A 20,216-nucleotide genomic window follows, 5' to 3' on the forward strand; every position below is an offset into this window, starting at 1 on the left:
CGGAAGCGGGTAATTTTCTTGCATCAATAATATCCATTTGGATATTATATAGAACTATAGGATCGCCGAGTTAATAAGTGTCAAGCGAGTCATCGAGAGAAATGATGTATATATGTCGGTGTTGTGGGTATATGAGCTTAGAGCTTGAACCTCCTGGAACATTCACAATCTGTGATGTTTGTGATTGGGGGGATGACTCTGTTCAGTTTTCAGACCCAGATTATGAAGGTGACGCTAACATTTACAGTTTGCGTCAATCTCAGTACAGGTATGTAAATGGCTATAGTGCTAAGCACAATAATCCACTATTTGAAAAAGATCCAAATTGGGTAATCTTATCGGAGCAATCTGATAAAAAATCACACACTGACTATTATGTAGATTCAGATGGTAATACAGGCAGCACTTAACAATGCGCTGTAGGCTGATGACCAGCTTTGTACACTTTATGTGCGGTCGCTACGCTCTCATTTTCGAGTATAATGCACCCAAAGTTGGACGCCCTGAGTGCGGCGTTAAGTGCAATCAGTAGTAAAGAGCATTGAAAATTGAATAGTTTAAGTACGTATACCCTGCTAGTTTTTGCTCTGATTGTCGGTGGCTCTCTTGCATCACAAGCGGGTGTAAATTCACAGCTTCGTGTGGCTCTAAATACCCCTATTCAAGCAGCTTTTATCTCTTTTTTGATCGGTACCCTCATACTAGGATCTATATCACTTTTTCATAATGAAGGTTGGTTCACTAAAGAGTCAATTTCTTCCATGCCTTGGTGGGCTTGGCTTGGTGGCGCTTTGGGGGCGTTCAATATAGCAATGTCTGTATTTTTGGCTCCAAAGCTGGGCGCGCTAGTTTTAGCAATCTCTATTGTTTGTGGCCAAGTTATAGCGTCTCTAGTTCTAGATCATAACGGATGGCTTGGGTATCCCAGGATAGAATTGTCAGTTTCAAGGGTGTGTGGTGCGTTACTCATAGTAGTAGGCGTGCTATTGGTGGCCCGGCGGTAAGCACTTAACAAGTGGCTGACATTCGTTCCGGGTGCAAAATATGAACCCTCCACCGGATAGCCTACACTTCGTCGGGCTGCCGTTTAGCAAGACGTTATAGGGCCCCACATTGACCCATAGTCACTCTTAACTCACAAGCAGGATTAAATTTTTTGATTCAAGCACACACATAAGCATGTCGATAGTATATATGATTAATTACCGAGCACTCGAAGTTGGTACCTCGTGAAAACTCCCAAACGCCTACAGCCTCTCATCGATGATGGTTTAATCGATGAAGTTATCAGCCGCCTAATGAGCGGTAAAGAAGCCGATATATTTATTGTCAGATGCCATGACAAAATTCGTTGCGCCAAAGTCTATAAAGATGCAGCTAAGCGCAGCTTTAAAAAGGCGGCGCAATACCAAGAAGGACGTAAAGTTCGAAGTGGTCGTCAAGCACGCGCCATGCAAAAACGGTCGAACTATGGCCGCCAACAGCAGGAAGAGATTTGGCAGAATGCTGAAGTTGATGCTTTATCCCGTTTAGCCGATGCTCTTGTGCGAGTTCCCGAAACTTTTGGCTGCGTTGACGGTGTATTATTGATGGAATTAATCACTGACGAAGCAGGCGATGTCGCGCCACGACTTGGCGATGTGACAATGTCAGAAGAGCAGGCAATTGAAGATCATGCTCTAATGATACATTACATTAAGCTCATGCTTTGCGAGGGAATTGTACATGGTGATTTGTCCGAATTTAACGTACTAGTTGATGCTTTCGGCCCTGTGATTATCGACTTGCCTCAAGCTGTTAATGCCGCAGCCAATAACAATGCACAAGAATTATTCGCTCGCGACGTCAACAATATGCGTCGTTATTATGGTGAATTTGCCCCTGCCTTATTGCAGACTCAATACGCCAAGGAAATGTGGGCACTGTTTGAAGAGGGTAATTTAACAGCTAGTTCAACGCTCAGTGGTGAGTTTATCGATGATAGCGACAACACTGACGTAGACGCCGTGCTAGAAGAAATTAAATCGGTGATGCAGGAGGAACTGGAGCGAAAAGAACGCATACGTGAATTTGCAGAAGAGATGTGAATTTAGCAGAAAGCACTTCCTTAAGTAACCTTGGGGCTGCCTACAGTGGAAGACAGCTGGTGTATCAGAGAGTAGCGCAGCTAATGCAAAGTATCTGGGAGCAGGGCTTCCTACCCTTTAGCTACGGCTACATCGTTGAAGCCGGTATCAAAGGCTTCAACGATCAGTTGTATCACTACAATGGCCTGATGGAAACCGTGCATCTGTTAAGCAGCCCATCCAGCACCGCTCACTTGGAGTGCTCTATCGCCCAGCACCTCGCAGGAAAAGTCCAGCATCGTAAACTGATCGAGGGCTAAACCTTGCTGACATGGGCGGAGGCTGCCTAGAAAGATAATTTATTCTGGCAGGACCAAGATAAGAAGAGGCTAAAGCGCATTAATAAGTTGATCAACGAATCGATGCGCACGCCCTCCAAAGGCGCCGGTAAGCCCGGGCCCTTAAAAGGTGGGCTCAGCAGTTATTGGTCGCGCCCTATCGATCAAACCAATCGACTGGTGTACGCCTTTGAGGATGACGGGCCTACTATTATTCAATGCCGGTATCACTATTAGCGGCCTAAGTGTTCAATCAGGCTGGTTAGCAAGAGGAGAAAAGTGACTTTTCCAACCTGTATAGGTGCTTATTTGAGAGTGGTTAGTCTCTTTTGTAGCAGCTTAAAATTCTCTTGATCCAGCTCCAAAATTCCAACTGATTGCGCGGCAGGCGTTTGCATCGCCTGCCTATACAACTCGGTGGGGATATTTGCCGTAGATCGTGGTCTATCCACTGTGAAAATACACAGCTTTATGTGTGCTAAAAATTTACTCGCTGAGTAATCACGGGGTTTATGGAGGGGTTGAGCGGCCCTAGTATTTACACACTAATACATATAACTCTATGATATTAATACAGTTTTTGGTTTGATTGTGGCTCCTGAGGTCGCGGATTCGATCCCCGTCGGCCGCCGCATATTTCTCCTTGTTTGTCAAGGGCTTAAAACCTCGCTTAGTGCGGGGTTTTTTATATTGGGTCTTTGAGGGGTAATTCGAGGGGGTATTTTTTACCACAATCGATTTTTTCATCCTCCTGGATTGGACATTTATCCAGTGTCTTTTGGCGTTCCTTTCTTTCCTATTATTCTCGCCTTGTTGAAAGAGGCAACTTTATCGGCGGTATGGCTGTAGCGCTCCATCATGCTACGACCCTTATGCCCACTGAACTCTTGCTTGTCCCCGACAAAATTTGAGATACCCATTATCTAAATCGTGAAAACGATACCGGTTGGGGGCGTTAGCCTCGGCGGCGGCTCGTTGTTCTCTGCTCCAAGTACTATTGAAACCATCACGAGTGAAACCCTGGCCAGTTTTGCCGCGAATCAGATGCATGCTCTGTGATCGAGAGCCGCAGTTGCTTTTCGGTAATACCCTGGCGTTTCAATGCTAAAATATCCTGCTGGCGTGCACCGCAAAGATAGGAAACTTCTATTGCGGTGTCGTGTGCTGTACGCCCCTTGGATTCGGGCTAGGTATAAAGTGCGAGGTATTCCGAGTCCTCGATGTTGCATTAATTACGTACGTAGATTTACACTTGGATGTCAATAAAATTTATCCAGTTGACTTGAAATATTGCGATAGGGATGGGTTTCTTCTCGTGTGTAATAAAAAATATTGAATTAAGTGCGTCGGCACTACAGGGTGTGAATAACTCCCTTTTCCGTCGGGCTAATCGTTGGCCTCAAGTGTTGGATTGGGGGGTTAAAGTATCCTTGTTATTTGCGCGTAAGAAGAAAATCTTGACCCCTAGAGGATGGAAGTTTTGAGTTCTCGGTTTTGGTTGGTGTTTGGCTGTGTTTCGTGGAGTGGCTGATCTCTTAATAGTAAAGGAAACTCTCTAAATGAAAAAAAATTTACAAGCCATTGCTTTTCTTGCTCTTACCATCACTTTTTGTAATCAGGCCTTGGCTATTGAGATTCTTGCTCACAGGGGGGCATCTGGTGAGTACCCACAAGGCACAGTGCTGGCATTTGACATGGCACTGGAGCAGGGGGCTGATATTTTGGAGATGGATGTGCATTTATCTAAAGACCATTATATCATCATTAATCATGATGCTGATCTCAAAGATAACGCTGGGGTTCCCGATAAAATCGAAGACTTGACCTTGAGTGAAATCAAAGTCTTGGATGCTGGTTACAAATTTACTCTTGATGGTGGTAAGAGCTATCCCTTTCGAAGTCAGGGGCTTACCCTGGTAACGTTGAACGAGATTTTTGAGCGTTATCCCGATGGTGTTTTTAATATAGAAATAAAACCTAATGATAAAACGCTATCAGAAGTACTTTGGCAGGTCATTTCAGATTATCGGATGGAGCAGCAAGTCACTGTTGCCAGCCAGCATAGCAAGGCTATGAATCATTTTCGAGATATCAGCTATGGAGGGGTTAGAACTAGTGCAAGTATAGGAGAGCTTATTGAGGCAAGCCTTGCCTGGAGTTCGGGGTTTGGGTGGGCTTTCAGGCCAAAATTTGATGTTGCCCAGTTGCCGTATGGCATTACAACCAAACCCTATGTGCGTTTTTTTCAGAAAAAAGGGGTGATTGTAGATCTTTGGACCGTGAATGATGAGGAGCATATCGAACGCAGTATTTCATTGGGTGTAGATGGTATTATTGGCGATTACCCCGATCGTATTTATCGGGCACTTGTGGATGCTGGAGAGCGCTAGCTTTTGTTTTATGTTCACCCTTATTTGGAGGTGATTGTTGCTAGCTCATACCTGAAAATACGATATGAGTTCCCATACGCTGGTTGATGTGATTTTTTATTAATTTTATATTTTTAGTGCTTTAAGAGTCGATGGGCTCAGCTTGGTCTGCGCCACATAAGGGGTTCCTATGTTGGAATTTTGTCATGATGCGCGTAGTCGGTTGTATATTTCATGTGATCAGTCTGAATTTGATGAGATTTCCTGATTTTTTAATGAAATTCATTGGGTTATTGAGGTTTGGGTGCTTATTGATTTACCGTTTAATATGAGCGTTCAAGCATAAAATCTAAGGAGGAGAGGTTTGTATAAATCCATACTTTGCGCTATTGAGGCTTCCCAAGAAGGCCGTTATGTGCTCTCAAAGGCGGTAGAGCTATGTAAGCAGCATGATAGTAAATTGATAGTGTTAAATGTGCTGCCTTACAGCTTTTTGCCAAAGGACTACCAGCGGGAGCTTAAAGAGAGTGCGATTCCAAAATTTGAGGAAATCGTTTCTGACTTTGGTGTTGCTAAAAGGAATCGCATCCTTAAAGTGGGCAAGCCTTATGAGGTTATTTGTAGGGAGGCCGAAAAAAGAAATGCAGATTTGATAGTGCTGGGGACGCATTCAAAGAAAGGTATAAGTTCTCTTATTGGTTCTACTGCGAATGGTATCGTAAATCATGCGCACTGTGATGTAACGCTGGTTAGAATTTAGTCTGTATCAGACTTTTTGAAACAACTAAGCGCAGTATTTGCCGTTCACAGGAGAAACTCATTCTCAGGTTGGTTGCTGGTGCGCCTGTTATCTCTAAGTTGTGCCAATATCTATGCTTATTCATGTTCACTAGTATCGCTCATATTGGAGTGGTGGCGAGTAGGTGTTGTAAAAAATAGTGTGGGATAGAGCGAAGGTCGAGTAGCTGTTGCTACCCGACCCTAAGGTTTTTTTAGAGAAAATCTATAGTTAAGCGGCTAATTACTGAGGTGCGGAGTGGGGCGGATATCCGACCTCTGCATTCTCAATATCATCTTCTTCTCTGAGCTCACCCTCACGATCTACAGATACGGGTGCATTGCGTAAAACTAGGAAGCCTGCAATTCCTGCGATGACCGATGCCAGCAGGATACCCGCTTTGGCTTGGATGAGTAGTTCGTCCTGGCCGCTAAACGCAAGTTCGGCTATAAAGATCGACATGGTAAAGCCGATGCCTGCAAGCAGTGCCACACCGATTATATGCTGGAAGTTAGCAGCCTTCGGCAAATTACCCCACCCGAGTTTCCAGCCGATCCAAGTAGCGCCGACAATGCCGATCAGTTTACCGACAACCAAGCCAGCAATAACTCCAAGGGTTACCGGGTTGAGTACAGCTGTGGAGCTGTTAAAGCTATCGAAAGGAATGCCAGCATTAGCCAAGGCAAAGATAGGGATTACCAGGAAACCAACCGGGATATGCAGCCGGGTTTCCATACGCTGCAGGGGGGATTGGGCCATGTTCACACCATTGCCCAGAGCCATTACTCGCGCGTGCAGTGCATCGTTGGCGATGATTTTGTCACCTGGGCGGAAATAGCGATCAAAACTACGAATGATATCTTTTACAAAGGTGCTGAAGGCTACGGGGTCATACTTCGGTTTAGCGGGTAGTGCCATAGCCGTAATTACCCCGGCAAGAGTGGCGTGCACACCAGCCAGGTAGAGTCCGTACCATAGTAGTACCCCGATAAATACATAGGTTGAGGAGCGGCGAACGCCGGCGGCATTTAGAAGGGCCAAAAGCCCAACCAGGCAACCTGAAGCGATCAGGGCAGTAATATTCACTTGTTCGGTATACCAAATCGCAATCACAAGGATTGCACCCAGATCATCTACGATCGCTAGGGCTACCAGGAAGGTCACAACGGCACGGGGGACTCGGCTGCCCAGTAGTGCGATACAGCCCACAGCAAAGGCGATGTCCGTGGCCATCGGGATACCCCACCCGCGTACACCTTCCGCACCGCTATTAAGAGAGGCATAAATAAGCGCAGGAACTATCATGCCGCCAATAGCCGCCATTACTGGTAAAACCGCTTGGCGAAGATCGGAGAGTTCCCCCACCATAAACTCACGTTTTAATTCCAGTCCCACCAGAAAGAAGAAGATGGCCATTAGGCCATCATTGATCCAGTGGTGTAGCGAAAGAGAAAGCTCCCAGTTTCCTGACCCGATACTGATGGGCATATGTAGCAGGTGTTTGTAAGTATCCTGTAAAGGAGAGTTGGCGATAATGAGTGCGGCCAACGCTGAAAGCATCAGCAAAATACCACTGCTACTTTGTCGATGAATAAATTCTTCAAAGGGGGTAACTAGACGGCCAAATGCCTCTTCCAGCGGTGCCTCAAAGACTTTTCCTTTGCGAATCTTAAACCTATCTAAAACGCTTTTTGCCATCGGCTAATTCCCTCCTCTTGAAGGCTAAGCCCTACTAAATGTGGGGCTGTTAATCTATTTATAGGGATGGAGGTTAGCATGCAGGCAGCGTCGTTATCTATATTGACAGGCATTTATCGTTGGGGATGGCTCACTTGTTGGGTTATGGAAAGAAAAAATACATAAATTTCCGCGCGAATTTTAAGGGGGTCACTAAGAAAGGCTTATTTGATCGGGGTGGTGGAGGCGTATAGAAGAGCAGACATTTATAAGGTAGTTGTAAAATATTCTGGTCCCTTTGTGTTGTTTTTGTATTATTTACAATTATTTATTTGAGGTTAACCTTCAGGTGTAGAGAGGGGGGTTATTTTACTTTTTTATTGCGGTTGCGAGCAATGGTGGTGTTGATTTCATGGGTTTTCTTTCGGGTGATTTTTTATTTAGTAAAACATCCTACTATAGAAATTGCCCAATGATGTTTGCGTGCTTGACAAAGGTACCTGCGAACCATTGATGTACCGGTGTCGAGTTGACAACTAAATTTTGGCCGAATAATTATTCGGGCTAGCCTGCACCGTAAGCTTGCCGCAATATTTGGTGGCTCGGGCTGTCTAAAAGATGAGCGATCTACCACTGGGCTGGCAGCTCAAGCATCTTCAGTGAGTGAGCATGTCGACTCTGTTGCTCAATAGCGGTGAGGGGTGCCTGATGACTGAGGGGGACTCGAGGGCTCAGGTTTTCTTGTTAGGATATTTTCCCTATTTATAGGGCTCTATTACTCCTTGGTTACCCCTGTGACATTCTGCTTAGAAAGATTCTCTGGCTCTCCTTATGCAGTCTTATGGTATAGGCGGCTAAATATGCTCTAAGCAGGGCCTTTACGCTTATGGCTCTAATCCTCGATAATTGGCCCCCAAGTTTCTCGGGCTAAGCAGTACTACTGTGCCGCTTTCCCGGTGGAGCAAACAGGAATTGAATCTGCAATCTTGGAGTGATCGGTGACGACTACAGTTGAACGCAAGGCGACCAATGTTCATTGGCATGATGGCGACGTAACCCGCGACAATAGGGCGGCCATCCTTGGCCACAAGGGGGTGACCCTGTGGTTCACTGGTTTGTCCGGCTCTGGTAAGAGTACGGTGGCAGTAGCGGTAGAGAAGGCTCTGGCTGCACGCGGTGTACTGAGTTACCGTCTAGATGGTGACAATATTCGCTTGGGGATCAACTCTAATCTTGGCTTTTCTGCCGAAGATCGCCAGGAGAATATCCGCCGAGTAGGTGAAATTTCCAAGCTGTTTGCGGATACTGGGGTAGTGGTTTTGAGTAGCTTTATCAGCCCTTACCGCGAAGATCGTGATACGGTTAGGAAGATGCACGAGGATGCTGGCCTTCCTTATATGGAGGTGTTTGTAGACTGCCCGCTGGAGGAGGCGGAATCCCGCGATCCTAAGGGTCTCTACAAAAAGGCTCGTGCAGGTGAGATTAAAGGCTTTACCGGTATTGATGACCCTTATGAAGCGCCTGTTTCTCCAGAGCTGCGCTTGAACACAGCAGAGATGACCCTGGAGCAAGAGGTGGGAGTCATTATCGCCACCTTGCAGGAAAGGGGCATTATCGCGAAGGATTAAGCTGTTTCCAGGCTGCCCATATCGTAATAAGGGAGGCCATTACTGGGCTCCCTTATTATTTTGGGTGAATTTTATGGCCGCTTGGCCTCCTCCTCCTCTGATACTTGCTTCCTATAAGTCCCCCTCTGCGCCAACTGCCGACTGACCGCTCTATCCCTTCATATACTCAACCTGTACTAGATCATGAAGTTGACAGCTGTGGAGGCGTTTATGTCGACAAGGGGAGCTTGGTTTCTCTCTGTTTTGTTTTTGGTGTTGGCCGGAGTGCTAGGGGTGGGCGCTTGGGTCACGTACGAAAAACTGCCAAAAGTGCATGGCAAAGTGGATGCTCCCGTGCTCGGTGTGCCCTCCGGGGCGCTCGAGTACGGCCCTACACCGGCTTATGCTGGCCCCCACCCCAGAATGATGTCGCGGCCGCCAGAGTACTTTCCATTCCCCATCTCAATTGGCGAGGTTGGACCTGTAGAGACACTTTTTACCGGCCCTTCAAAATATCCATTCTTTTGTGGCAGAAATATGGTCACCGGCAGGCAGCCTCTGGTCGATAACCAAGCCAAGGAAGGAGTGCCCGTTTTTGCTCTGAATGATGAGGGGAAAAGAACCAAGGAGGTAATCGGTTACAGTCGGGATTGCAGTCATGCGACAGAAGTTACTTACTTTTACCGCAGTAAAAACGACGGTAAGTTCCACTACCTGCATGAGGCCCGAAACGATATCGATAAGGTCACAGTGAATGGTCGCCAGGTGGACTTTATTGTTCGGGTAGAAACTGGCACGATCAATCGGCACTTTTATGCAATCGCTGTTTTACGTGGGGAGGGAGAAACCGCTGAAAAGCCCAATGGTAGCAATTGGAATCGCCGCCTGATCTACCAGTTTCGTGGCGGGGTCGGAATAGGTTGGCGCCAGGGGAAAATCAGTAAAGGTGATGTTACTAGGCGGCGTATGGACCAGCTGGCACGCGGATATGCTGTGGTGTACTCAACGGCCAATCAAACCAGGAATCATTATAACCTTTGGCTGGCAGAGGATACCGCACGGCGCGTCAAGAAGCAGTTCCAAGCGCTTTATGGTGAGCCTATGTACACGGTGGGTGTAGGTGGCTCTGGGGGCGCTATCCAGCAGTACCTTTTCGCACAAAATGCTCCAGGTCTTATCGATGCGGCGATACCGCTGTACTCCTATCCAGATATGGTCACCCAGACAATTTATGCCTTCGACTGTGAACCGCTCGAATATTTCTTTGACGTTTTGGATGTGGGTAATTCAGGCTGGAAAAATGTCGAGGAGCGCCAAGCTATACAAGGGTTGGCGGCGAACCCTGAGGCGAGTAGTCGTTTCAAGATGATTACAATGGCCGCTGGTTTGTTCGATAGTCGTTATCGGGGAAGGGCAAGTGGTGCTACGGAATGTGTCGAGGGTTGGCGGGGTTTGGTGCCCCTGGTGAATAATCCAAATTTTGTACATTTCTTCAAAAGCTTTTCCGGGGACTTGTCAGATAGAGTGCACTGGACCCACTGGGAGGATCTCCGCCAATTTTATGGGGCGGGTGAAAACGGCTATGCAAATACGGCCTGGGATAACGAAGGGGTTCAGTACGGACTTAAAACACTGGTTGATGGCGGGATTAGTATTGATACCTTCCTGAGAATCAATGCCGCTATTGGCGGCTGGAAGGCACAGCAGAATCAAACCGATGAGAAATTATGGTTCCTCAACGGAGGGCTCTTTCCTGTGCGCCTTTCTATATGGAGTGAGCAAAACTTAAATATGGGCTCTCTCACAAGCCCCGCCGAGCGCAGCCGTGGGAGCATGGAGGCGATCAGCGGGATATACCGCTCGGGACATGTTTTCCTAGGAGATGTGGAAATACCGATTATCGATATGCGCCACTACTTGGATGAGGAGCCAGATATGCACCACAGCTCTGCATCCTTCTCCACCCGTGAGCGTATTCGGCGTGCTCGGGGTCATGCAGACAACCAGTTAATCTGGGTCAGCCATAAGGATTACAATCCATTGGGTGAGGCGCTGGATCTCGTTGACCGTTGGATGCAAAACATCATCAATGACCCTTCTGCTGGCGTTGTGGGCAATCGGCCGGAAGACGCCAATGACCGCTGCTTCGATCAAGAAGGCAATGTGCTGGCGGCAGGATCCGATGTTTGGAACGGCGACTGGAATAGCCAGGCGCAAGGGAAGTGTATGAGGGTATACCCGGCCCATAGTACCTCGCGGCAGGTCGCAGGGGGGCCGGTGACCGACGATGTCTTTAAGTGTGCACTCCAGCCCGTAGAGCGGGCACTGGCTAAAGGCATATACGGTTCGCATACCGAGGAAATTTCTGGGCGCATCGACGACCTGCGGCGGATCTTTCCAACGGGTGTTTGTAATTACAATGAACAGGACTTGGCACGACCAAAAGAGCCGTTAATCCCTCAGGAGGTCCCGGTGAGGATTGCAGGTCATCTAATCGACCCAGATTATCGGCAGGGTAAGCTCTTACAGGGCGCGAATGTAGGAGAGGGCGAAGTAAAGCCAGCACCAGTGTCTGTGCCGGTTGAGAACCTAACGGATGAATAATTTACGGTTTTGGCGCAAAAATTGTTGACAGAGAAACTCAATCCGGTACTATGCGCCTCGCTCAAGGGGGCAAGGCCCTTAAAGAAAAAGAGTATTGGGTGGTTAGCTCAGTTGGGAGAGCGACGGCCTTACAAGCCGTAGGTCACAGGTTCGACCCCTGTACCACCCACCAACTTCCCTTTGGGAAGTTCACTACCGAGGACCGGTAGTTCAGTTGGTTAGAATGCCGGCCTGTCACGCCGGAGGTCGCGGGTTCGAGTCCCGTCCGGTCCGCCAGACACAAAAAAGCCCTCAAAATGAGGGCTTTTTTGTGTCTGGGAGGCTGGCGCCCAAAAAGTTGGTGCCAGGAGCGGATTGACCTCGTATTGATGACCTTGTGCGTATCATCACTTATCTGGATACCACTGGGGGAAGGTTTTACCGTGAATCATGCGCTGCGTCGCCATATTGTTATGCTCTTGGTAGAGGAAGTCAGTGGCACCCTGGTAGTCAGCGGCTGTCTTATCCGCAAGCTGCACCATTTTCCATCCGTCGCCAACTTGGGAGTTTCGCTTTGGCGAAATAGCGGAGCCTGGCATTCTTTACGGTAAAATGACAACCCTAGCATTGCCGGGCGAGGCAGCCTATTTGCCGTCAGGTGTACGTTCGCGATATTGGCCTTTTTGCCAAGATCCGCCTCCTCTTGGCTTGTCCGAAGGGGCTAGTGCCGATGGCTAGACTTTGCAAAACATCCGCCAACTGAGGAGGTGGATATTTCGGTGGAAGCCAGTAGCTGGGGGCAGGTGGTGGCTCCCCGGCCAAATCCCAGCTTTGTAAGTGACAGCGAAGAACGTGGAAGCACATTATTTAACCAGCCTCGACCTAAATGGTTTCATCGAAGCCGCGCGTGCGATTCCCTATCAAAAGATCAATAGTGACTTGTTCCCCGGAATTGAGGTCTGGATTCGCCGTGATGACCTCCTGGATCCGCTGATTTCCGGGAATAAAGCCTACAAGCTCCTTTACAACCTTATTGAGGCTAAAGATCGAGGTGTCGAGACCCTGGTCACTTGTGGTGGAGCTTGGTCAAACCACTTGCATGCCACTGCCGCGGCAGGGGCTCGTTTTGGCTTCCGCACCATAGGTGTTGTCCGCGGTGAGCGTCCGCCTGTACTGAGCGCAATGCTCCGGGATGCTGAGCGCTTTGGTATGCAGCTAAATTTTGTCTCGCGACAACATTATCGCCAACGTAGCCAGCCGGAGTTTCTAAAGCTTATAGGCGCTCAAGTAGCCAATAGTATCTATATACCTGAAGGTGGGGCAAATCTAGCCGGTGTAAGAGGTATTCGTTTGCTGGGAGGAATTATCGAGGCGACCCACCCAATTAGCTTTGATCAACTTTGGGTGGCCTGTGGTACTGGCTTGACCCTTGGTGGCTTGAGTTCATCTATTAACAGTTTCCCTGTTCGTGGCGTAGGGGTGCTTAAGGCAGGAGAGTCCATTCGGCGTGAGGCGTTGCGTTGGCTCACAGCGCTAGCGGAGAGCGCAGCTCGTAGTGGTGAGCGCATAGCCTCAAGTGATATCGCCTTGGAGGATGAGTATCATTGTGGCGGCTACGGCAAATACCCCAGTTGGCTGCAGGAGTTTCAGCAAGCCTTCGAGTGCGAATCCGGAGTTCCGTTAGACCCTGTTTACACTTCTAAGCTGATGTATGCGCTGTCTCAAGAGGTTAGCGAAGGTCATTTTAGTTACGGTACTAAGATTCTGGCACTCCATTCCGGTGGGCTTCAGGGTCGGCGCGGATTTCAACTTTTTGATTAGGTTGAAAAACATATTTTTTGGGTTTTTTTTGGGGGGGGGGGCGTTCGTCCGTGTTCGACTCCAGCACTAAGCTAAGGCATAATCACCAGTTACATTTTAGGAGGCTTTTCCCGTCGACGCGCAAAAAATATCCAGGCGTCCGATAGGTAAGGAGTCAATCGCAAGGCCCAGGTTCGGGCACCAGAGGGGGAGCGGTGTCGGAATTTAAAAATATTGGTCTGATTGGTCGCACCGAAAGTGATAGTGCTGTGCTCTCGCTCAAGCGCCTTATTGCATTCCTCGAGCGGGAGGGTTATGACGTTGTGCTGGAGAGGGGGACTGCTTCTGCAGTATCTGCCAGCAGCGCACGGGTATCCTCAAAAGAAAAGCTAGGCGAACTCTGCGACCTGGCCATCGTTGTCGGCGGCGATGGCAGTCTGCTCGCAGCCGCCCGCGCTCTCGCCAAATTCAGCGTGCCCTTGCTCGGTATTAACCGCGGACGCTTGGGCTTCCTCACCGATATCACCCCCGATGAGATCGAACAAAAAGTGGGTGAGGTGCTAGCCGGAAAATATATGGCCGAAAGTCGCTTCCTATTGGATATGTCTGTAACTAGGAATGGCAAGCCGATCGGAAAAGGCTCAGCGCTGAACGACGTCGTACTTCATCCCGGCGAATTTATTCGGATGATCGAATTCGATCTCTATATAGATGGGCAATTCATATACACTCAGCGTTCGGATGGCCTGATTCTATCTACCCCCACGGGGTCAACCGCATATGCTCTCTCTGGGGGGGGGCCCATTATGCATCCAAAGCTAGATGCGATAGTAGTAGTACCGCTCAATCCACATACCCTCAGTAGCCGACCAATCGTTGTTGAAGGTAGCAGCGAGTTTAAGATTGTTATTGGGCAACAAAATAGTGCGCATTCCTACGTGACGTGTGACGGGCATGAGCAAGTGATAACGGTCTCAGGTGACGTGATAAGGATTCATAAAAAGCCACATAGATTAACATTGATTCACCCTATTGATCATAACTTTTACGAGACTTGTCGATCTAAGTTAGGTTGGACGAGTTAATTATTAGCGCTAAATTGGAGGTGCAAATGGTAGATGTAATTTTACTCGCTGCAGGGGTTGGAAGTAGAGCAAAGAGGGATTTGCCAAAGCAGTTTATACGTGTGTCTGGCAAGCCGTTGTTTATCCACACTATTGAGGTGGTATCCCAAGTAAAGGCTATCGAGAATATTATTCTCGCGATCAATGAAAGTTATAGGGATATATATGTTGAGCTTCTCGAAAAATATTCAATAGAAAATGTTGCTCTCGTTGCTGGTGGTCAGACAAGGCAGGAGAGCGTCCTAAAGGCCTTGGAGCATGTTCAAACGAATGAAGTTTTTATTCATGAAGCTGCCCGCCCGTATATCGTAAAAAAAGATTTTGATTCGTTAATTGAAGCTTGGGAAGAGGAGTTGGGATGTGTTGTTCCGGTAATCAAAATTCCTTTTACGGTTTCAATCGGTGGAACCTATATGGAGGCTGAGGTTGAGAGGGAATCCCTAAGAAACATCCAGTTGCCTCAGCTTTTTTCAACGGGATCTTTAAAGGTTTCTCATCAGAGAGCGCATGCGGAAAATTATGATGCAACTGAAGACTCAATGCTAGCTTTTCATTACGGCAAAAAAGTTAAGTTTATTGACGGTAGGGAGAGTAACGTAAAGGTCACAACGCCGTATGATCTTCATATCGCAGAGTTGACATTGTCACATAAAAGCCAATTAATAGAAGAATACAAGTAAATAGTATTGTGTGCTTGGAGAATATTTATGTCGAGAGTTGTAGTTGTGACCGGTGCTAGCAAAGGGATCGGTGCTTGTATTTCAAAAATGTTTTTAGAGTGCGGTGATGTTGTTGTCGGCCTATCTTCAAGTCTTAAAAATATTGAAGCTTTAAAAATGAGTGATCGTGTATTCGAAAGTGAGCGATTCGTCGGGGGGGAGTGTGACGTTTCCAGTTCTGGTGCAATTGAAGAGCTTTTCGAGAAAATCGCTCACCAATACGGTCATATTGATGTCCTTATTAATAACGCAGGCTGGGTAGACCCTGTTGGTATCTTAGAGATGGAGCTAGATAACTGGGATAAAACGATTGCAGTTAATTTAACCGGAGTGTTTCTCTGTACGAAATCAGTTGTCAGGTATATGAGGAACATGAATGGCGTAATCTTGAATATCGCGAGCACTGCAGGGATGTCCGCAAGACCTGGCTGGAGTGCTTATGCTGCAAGCAAGGCCGCTGTAATTAATTTTTCAATTACAATGGCGGAAGAGCTAGAAGAATATGGTATTAGAGTTTTGGCTTTGTCTCCAGGAAGAACTGCCACTGAATTAAGGAAGAAATTGGCTCCTGATGAGGATCAAAGCTTGATTTTGCAGCCGGAGCAAATTGCTAACACCGTAAAATTTCTTTGTAGTGAGGAAGGCCGTTTTATTACAGGTCAAAATATTGAGATCAGAAAAAGATAAAGTGGGCTGAAGAATCAATGGCGAATAAGATTGGTCAAGTTTTTATGGGTGTCGGATTGGCTGCTCTTTATGTGTCAGCATATTTCCATTCACTTGATGGTAGCAGTGCAACTCTTTTGTTGTGTATGGCTATTTTGATGTTGAGGAAATTGAGCCTTAGGGTTTTTGCTGGTGCTAAATCCTTGTTAGGCTCGCTACTTGGTTGGAGTTGGCCATTCTTATTTGTAATGAACTCGCTCTTCACGATTAGTTTTTTGCATTTGAGTGGGAGTAGCCTTTTATTGACCTTCATAGCGTTAGCTGCGGTGGTTTCTACTGTATTTTCTGTTTATTTTATACAGCGCTCCTCTAAAAGTAGAGTCCGAAAATCTACGCCTGTAGTGCATTTGGGCTTCGAAAGTGCTTCTAGCTACATAAGGAAGGTTGAGAAAACCTTCAAGAGTAGACCGGAACAGATTGCGACTAATATGGAAGGAGCAATCTTGTTGGCGCTTAGCCTTTTTTATATTGACTCAAATCTAATTTATTTGGCTGGAGGTGGTTTACTGGTAGTTGTAACTATAAGTACTTTGTGCGGTTTGAATGCAATAAGCTTGAGTTCACGCCCTGTCCTGACAGGTAAAGTACAAGCTCCAATTGTTTCTGGTGCGGTGAAAGACTATCAGCCAGATCTTTTCCTCTACTACTTCGGAGGTAAAAATTCTTTATATCAAGTAATTTCCTGGCTTCCGATTTTAAACGCTACAAATTTTCGGGTAATGGTTGTATTGCGTCAAGGTGGGCTATCAGCAAAGCTACGTAAGCACACCTCATTCCCGATAGTACAGGTTCCTAAGTTTACTGACCTGGGTCTAGTTGTTAATGGCTCTACTGCTAGGGGTGCTATCTACGTAAATAATAGTATCCATAATGGCCACTTTGCCAGGTTTAATGAGTTAAAGCATATATTATTGCTCCATGGAGAAAGTGATAAAGCTTCATCTAGCAATAGTTTTAGTAAGATTTATGATAAATTATATGTGGCTGGAGAAGCTGCAATAGATAGATATAAGAAAAATAAAGTTTATATACCTGAGTGTAATTTCGAAATAATTGGTCGTCCACAAATTGATGGTGTTATACGCGAATCTGATTCAGGCCATAGTGTCGAAGTGCTGTATGCGCCAACCTTTGAAGGTTATCATAGCGATGCTTCCTATAGTTCTCTTCTGCGTTTTGGGATGCAGATTGTAGTAACTGTTTTGAGTTGCCCTGAGGTGCACTTACGTTTCCGACCTCACCCCTTAACTGGGACTGTAAATGAAAAATATAGACAAGTTTTGGATGAGATTTTGGTTAGATTCTCAAGTGAGCCAAGATTTATATTTGATGTGGAATCGAAGGCCTCAATTCTTGAAGACTTTAATGCTTCTTCTGCGCTAATAACCGATGTATCTTCGGTTTGCGTAGATTACCTTCCTTCGCAAAAACCGCTGATAGTCACCAATCCGAGTGGATTGCAATCTGAAGCCTTTTTTGAGCAATTTCCTACGACAAAAGGGGCTTTAATATTTAATGGTGATTTGGCGACTCTAGAAGAGGCGGTTACATTAATTTGCAGTGGCGGATTGATTCAAGAAGAGTTGAAAAATACAAAAAAATATGTTTTAGGTGATTTTTACGGTTCAAGCTCTTCGCGGTTCAATTCAGTACTATTGAGAGACTTATATCCTGAACGCTATTCTCTTGAAAGCCCCTCCTCTTCACAGACCAAAGTACATTTACTGGAAGCTATATAAACTTTTGAGGCTGCTATAGTAAATTTTGATATGAAGTTAAGGAGTGAGTTTGTGCACAGTTTGTTATCTCGGTTGCTATTATAATGTTTATGTTTTGGTTTTTATCTGCGATTACGCCTGTAGGTATTAGAGTTTGTTTTGTAGCTTCTTGATTTTTAGTTGGCGCTTCGTGTAGTTATTTTTTTATGGGAAACACTTTATAGAATGCTTAACCTGCTGAGAAAAGCTTACCGTTTAATTCTGCAAAGGCGGCCATATTATCTTTTTTTTGGTAAAAATAAGGAGGCAAACTACACTCGAATAAATGATAAATTCTGGCTTCCTAACTTCAAAAGTTGGCCTGCTGGAAGAGTGTCTACTTTTAAAAATGCTGTGTACTTTGATAATAGTGACAAAGAGAGCGTTTATCAGGTTACGAAGTGGTTTGAGAGTGGATTTTTCTCTAAAGAAAGAGTCCTGGTGATATTTCTCCAGTATACCAAAACACGCAACTTTACCTTTAAGGTTTTGGAGAGATGCAATATAAACTTTGTTGCGATTACCAATTTTAATGAAATTGACTTTAGCCAATTTAGCATTATTTTTTATCCGTTTAATACAATTACCAACCCCTATCTAATGTTTGCTAGAAAGGCCACCCATGTTTTTATTGCTCATGGTGAGAGTGATAAGCTTGCATCGGTAAACCCGATGATAAGAATGTATGATTATGTTCTCGTAGCTGGTAATATTGCTAAGCAACGATTAAAAAACTATGGGATATTTCATCCAGCAGAGCTGGAGCATCGAGTCAAAGCCGTGGGTGTAATCGGCGTGTGTAAAGGAGAGGGTAGGGTTAAAAAATCAGGGTGCTTTTACGCGCCGACATGGGAGGGAGCTGATGCTAGACAAAGATATTCTTCACTGGAAAGTAGCGCGATATGCCAATATTTCCCATCTATATCTACAATCTTTTCTAGTGTTACGATACGGCCACATCCTAGTACAGGGGTAAGAGATAGAAGGTATTTTAAATTTTTACTGAATACTTTAGATGCAGCTGAAAAACATTTTGAAAGTGTCAGCATACAGCTTCCTGAGACAAGCCGGCTTCGAACTATGCTTGAAAGGCGCACCTTGCAGTCGCGAGTAAAGTTAAAATTTTGTGATACACTTTCTGTTGATGGTTATGAGCTTGTTGTATCTGACGTTTCATCAGTAATTTCTGAATGCATCGCTCTAAAAGTACCAAACCTATGTTTTGTAAAAGATGAGACTCATAAGCTGCTACCTACGCTGAGTGCATCCTATGTACAAGGTACTTATGAGGCTATTGACGTAGGGTTACTAAAGAGTTACATGGATAAATATCCTGAGAAGATACTGGAGTTACGTAAGGAGCTATATTCATGTGATGCTCCGTTTTCGGATAACGATTCTCCAAAAGAGAAATTTGACAGTTTAGTCGGTTTGATTTCGCGGTGAGCAAATAGATCTGACTGTAGTGGTCTAATCCTTCCGGACACTTCGCTAAGATGGTAAAACCACCAAGCGAGATGAAGTATGACAACAAAAGGTACCCGCCGGCAATTCAAGCCGGAGTTCAAGAAAGACGCCGTAGCCCTTGTCCCTGAGCAAGGGTATTCGATTTCTAAGGCCGCAGAGGCTGTAGAAACCACTGCCAGTAACCTGCGACGCTGGTTAAAAGGGCTGAAGCAGGAAGAGGGTGGGGTAAGGCTGGATACCGGCGAGCGCGCAGAATTGGATCGGTTCCGACGCAAAAATAAGCAGTCGCTGATGGAGAAAGAAACCCTAAAAAAGGCCAGTGCCTTCTTTGCGAAAGAAATGAAGTAAAGTACAACTTTATCAAAGAACAGCACGGCAGCTTTCCAGTTAGGACGCTCTGCCGAGTGATGCGGGTAAATAGGAGTAGCTATTACGAGTGGTGTCAGCACAGTAATAGCTCAATAGATAGCCAGACATGGAAACTATGTCATCGTTTGAAGGCCTCATTTTCTGAATCTCTACAGAGTCTCGGAAGCCGCCGGTTAGTGAAACTGTTACGCAAAGAAGGCTTTAAAATTGGTCGCTATCGTGTCCGCAAGCTAATGAAAAAGCTAGGTTTGGCAGTAAAGCGCAAGAAACGATTTACACTGACGACAGATAGTAAACACCAACTGCCCATCGCGGAAAACCTTCTGAATAGGGGGTTCGCACCGAGTTCTAAAAATCAAGTTTGGACTACTGATATCACGTACATCTGGACTGTACAAGGCTGGCTGTACTTGGCGGTAGTGATTGATCTCTATTCACGCAGGATTGTTGGCTGGCATCTAGATCGCCAGATGGAAACGGCCTTGGTAAGTCGTGCATTCATGATGGCTGTTAATTTGCGTACACCGCTAAAGGATCTTCTACACCACTCTGATCGGGGCAGTCAGTATGCCAGCCATACCTACCAAGAGCTGTTGAAACAGCATGGAATGTTGTGCTCAATGAGCCGAAAGGGAAATTGTTGGGGCAACGCACCGACTGAACGCTTTTTAGCAGCCTGAAACGGGAATGGTTGACGGGAAACATCTATCCGACAAGGGAATATGCGATATCCGATGTGAGAGCCTATATTACGTATTACCTAGATTCCCATAACAACCGACACACTTGGCAATAGCGAGAGAGGCCAGCTGGCTGTAGGCTAGTAAGCTTCCACA

18 protein-coding genes, 2 tRNA genes and 1 pseudogene are annotated in these 20,216 nt (G+C 46.2%); 19 read left to right on the top strand and 2 right to left on the bottom strand.

All coding sequences use genetic code 11. The features are described from left to right. Positions 1-104 precede the first annotated feature (104 nt). The 7 genes and pseudogenes from Q1A69_RS18675 (at position 105) to Q1A69_RS18705 (ending at position 5,533) form a co-directional block, all read left to right on the top strand. On the top strand, positions 105-410 hold the full coding sequence (locus Q1A69_RS18675; RefSeq protein ID WP_299589020.1) for a CPCC family cysteine-rich protein: 306 nt from the start codon (positions 105-107) through the stop codon (positions 408-410). A 138-nt stretch (positions 411-548) separates the two neighbouring features. Beyond that, a complete protein-coding gene (locus tag Q1A69_RS18680) occupies positions 549-1,004 on the top strand; it encodes a DMT family transporter (RefSeq protein WP_299588983.1) in 456 nt (151 codons plus the stop codon). 225 nt (positions 1,005-1,229) lie between these two features. Continuing rightward, positions 1,230-2,087 (top strand): PA4780 family RIO1-like protein kinase, encoded by an 858-nt coding sequence (locus tag Q1A69_RS18685; RefSeq protein WP_299588986.1) that lies wholly within the window; start codon positions 1,230-1,232, stop codon positions 2,085-2,087. Beyond that, a complete protein-coding gene (locus Q1A69_RS18690) occupies positions 2,084-2,386 on the top strand; it encodes a hypothetical protein (protein ID WP_299588988.1) in 303 nt (100 codons plus the stop codon). Before Q1A69_RS18685 ends, Q1A69_RS18690 begins: the two co-directional genes overlap by 4 nt. Positions 2,387-2,389: 3 nt before the next feature. Then, a pseudogene (locus tag Q1A69_RS18695) lies at positions 2,390-2,641 on the top strand (Txe/YoeB family addiction module toxin). 1,322 nt (positions 2,642-3,963) lie between these two features. Next, positions 3,964-4,794 (top strand): glycerophosphodiester phosphodiesterase, encoded by an 831-nt coding sequence (locus Q1A69_RS18700; protein WP_299588990.1) that lies wholly within the window; start codon positions 3,964-3,966, stop codon positions 4,792-4,794. A 343-nt stretch (positions 4,795-5,137) separates the two neighbouring features. After that, a complete protein-coding gene (locus Q1A69_RS18705; protein WP_299588992.1) occupies positions 5,138-5,533 on the top strand; it encodes a universal stress protein in 396 nt (131 codons plus the stop codon). A 261-nt stretch (positions 5,534-5,794) separates the two neighbouring features. Here the strand turns inward: Q1A69_RS18705 and nhaA are convergent, their stop codons facing one another. Then, on the bottom strand, positions 5,795-7,249 hold the full coding sequence (gene nhaA, locus Q1A69_RS18710; protein WP_299588994.1) for a Na+/H+ antiporter NhaA: 1,455 nt from the start codon (positions 7,247-7,249) through the stop codon (positions 5,795-5,797). Between the two features lie 977 nt (positions 7,250-8,226). Between nhaA and cysC the strand changes: the two genes are divergently transcribed. The 4 genes from cysC (at position 8,227) to Q1A69_RS18730 (ending at position 11,715) form a co-directional block, all read left to right on the top strand. Then, the gene (gene cysC / locus Q1A69_RS18715; RefSeq protein WP_299588997.1) at positions 8,227-8,856 is read left to right on the top strand and encodes an adenylyl-sulfate kinase; all 630 of its coding nucleotides are present in this window, start codon (positions 8,227-8,229) and stop codon (positions 8,854-8,856) included. A gap of 210 nt (positions 8,857-9,066) precedes the next feature. Further along, positions 9,067-11,439 carry a DUF6351 family protein gene (locus Q1A69_RS18720; RefSeq protein WP_299589000.1) on the top strand — a complete coding sequence of 791 codons (2,373 nt, stop codon included), beginning with the start codon at positions 9,067-9,069 and terminating at the stop codon, positions 11,437-11,439. A 96-nt stretch (positions 11,440-11,535) separates the two neighbouring features. Further along, positions 11,536-11,611: transfer RNA gene (locus tag Q1A69_RS18725), tRNA-Val, on the top strand. A 27-nt stretch (positions 11,612-11,638) separates the two neighbouring features. Then, positions 11,639-11,715 (top strand) — tRNA-Asp (locus Q1A69_RS18730). A gap of 110 nt (positions 11,716-11,825) precedes the next feature. Here the strand turns inward: Q1A69_RS18730 and Q1A69_RS18735 are convergent. After that, on the bottom strand, positions 11,826-11,960 hold the full coding sequence (locus Q1A69_RS18735; protein WP_299589002.1) for a hypothetical protein: 135 nt from the start codon (positions 11,958-11,960) through the stop codon (positions 11,826-11,828). Positions 11,961-12,270: 310 nt separating this feature from the next. On the opposite strand from Q1A69_RS18735, the gene Q1A69_RS18740 reads away from it, so the two are divergent. The 8 genes from Q1A69_RS18740 to Q1A69_RS18775 all read left to right on the top strand — a co-directional run bounded on the left by Q1A69_RS18740 (position 12,271) and on the right by Q1A69_RS18775 (position 20,060). After that, positions 12,271-13,239 (top strand): pyridoxal-phosphate dependent enzyme, encoded by a 969-nt coding sequence (locus tag Q1A69_RS18740; RefSeq protein WP_299589005.1) that lies wholly within the window; start codon positions 12,271-12,273, stop codon positions 13,237-13,239. Between the two features lie 194 nt (positions 13,240-13,433). Beyond that, positions 13,434-14,303 carry an NAD(+) kinase gene (locus tag Q1A69_RS18745; RefSeq protein ID WP_299589007.1) on the top strand — a complete coding sequence of 290 codons (870 nt, stop codon included), beginning with the start codon at positions 13,434-13,436 and terminating at the stop codon, positions 14,301-14,303. Positions 14,304-14,329: 26 nt separating this feature from the next. Beyond that, a complete protein-coding gene (gene ispD / locus Q1A69_RS18750; RefSeq protein ID WP_299589010.1) occupies positions 14,330-15,022 on the top strand; it encodes a 2-C-methyl-D-erythritol 4-phosphate cytidylyltransferase in 693 nt (230 codons plus the stop codon). A 27-nt stretch (positions 15,023-15,049) separates the two neighbouring features. Then, a complete protein-coding gene (locus tag Q1A69_RS18755) occupies positions 15,050-15,748 on the top strand; it encodes an SDR family oxidoreductase (protein ID WP_299589012.1) in 699 nt (232 codons plus the stop codon). 17 nt (positions 15,749-15,765) lie between these two features. Then, positions 15,766-17,526, top strand: a complete 1,761-nt coding sequence (locus tag Q1A69_RS18760; protein ID WP_299589014.1) for a CDP-glycerol glycerophosphotransferase family protein — start codon at positions 15,766-15,768, stop codon at positions 17,524-17,526. 204 nt (positions 17,527-17,730) lie between these two features. Continuing rightward, entirely contained in the window at positions 17,731-18,990 is a 1,260-nt protein-coding gene (locus Q1A69_RS18765; RefSeq protein WP_299589016.1) for a hypothetical protein, read from the top strand. 78 nt (positions 18,991-19,068) lie between these two features. Continuing rightward, positions 19,069-19,359 carry a transposase gene (locus Q1A69_RS18770; RefSeq protein WP_299589018.1) on the top strand — a complete coding sequence of 97 codons (291 nt, stop codon included), beginning with the start codon at positions 19,069-19,071 and terminating at the stop codon, positions 19,357-19,359. 11 nt (positions 19,360-19,370) lie between these two features. Further along, complete coding sequence (locus Q1A69_RS18775; RefSeq protein ID WP_299589022.1) at positions 19,371-20,060, top strand: IS3 family transposase; 690 nt, start codon at positions 19,371-19,373, stop codon at positions 20,058-20,060. Positions 20,061-20,216 lie beyond the last annotated feature (156 nt).

Origin of the sequence: uncultured Microbulbifer sp. (assembly GCF_947498635.1) — a bacterium.
GTDB lineage: Bacteria > Pseudomonadota > Gammaproteobacteria > Pseudomonadales > Cellvibrionaceae > Microbulbifer > Microbulbifer echini.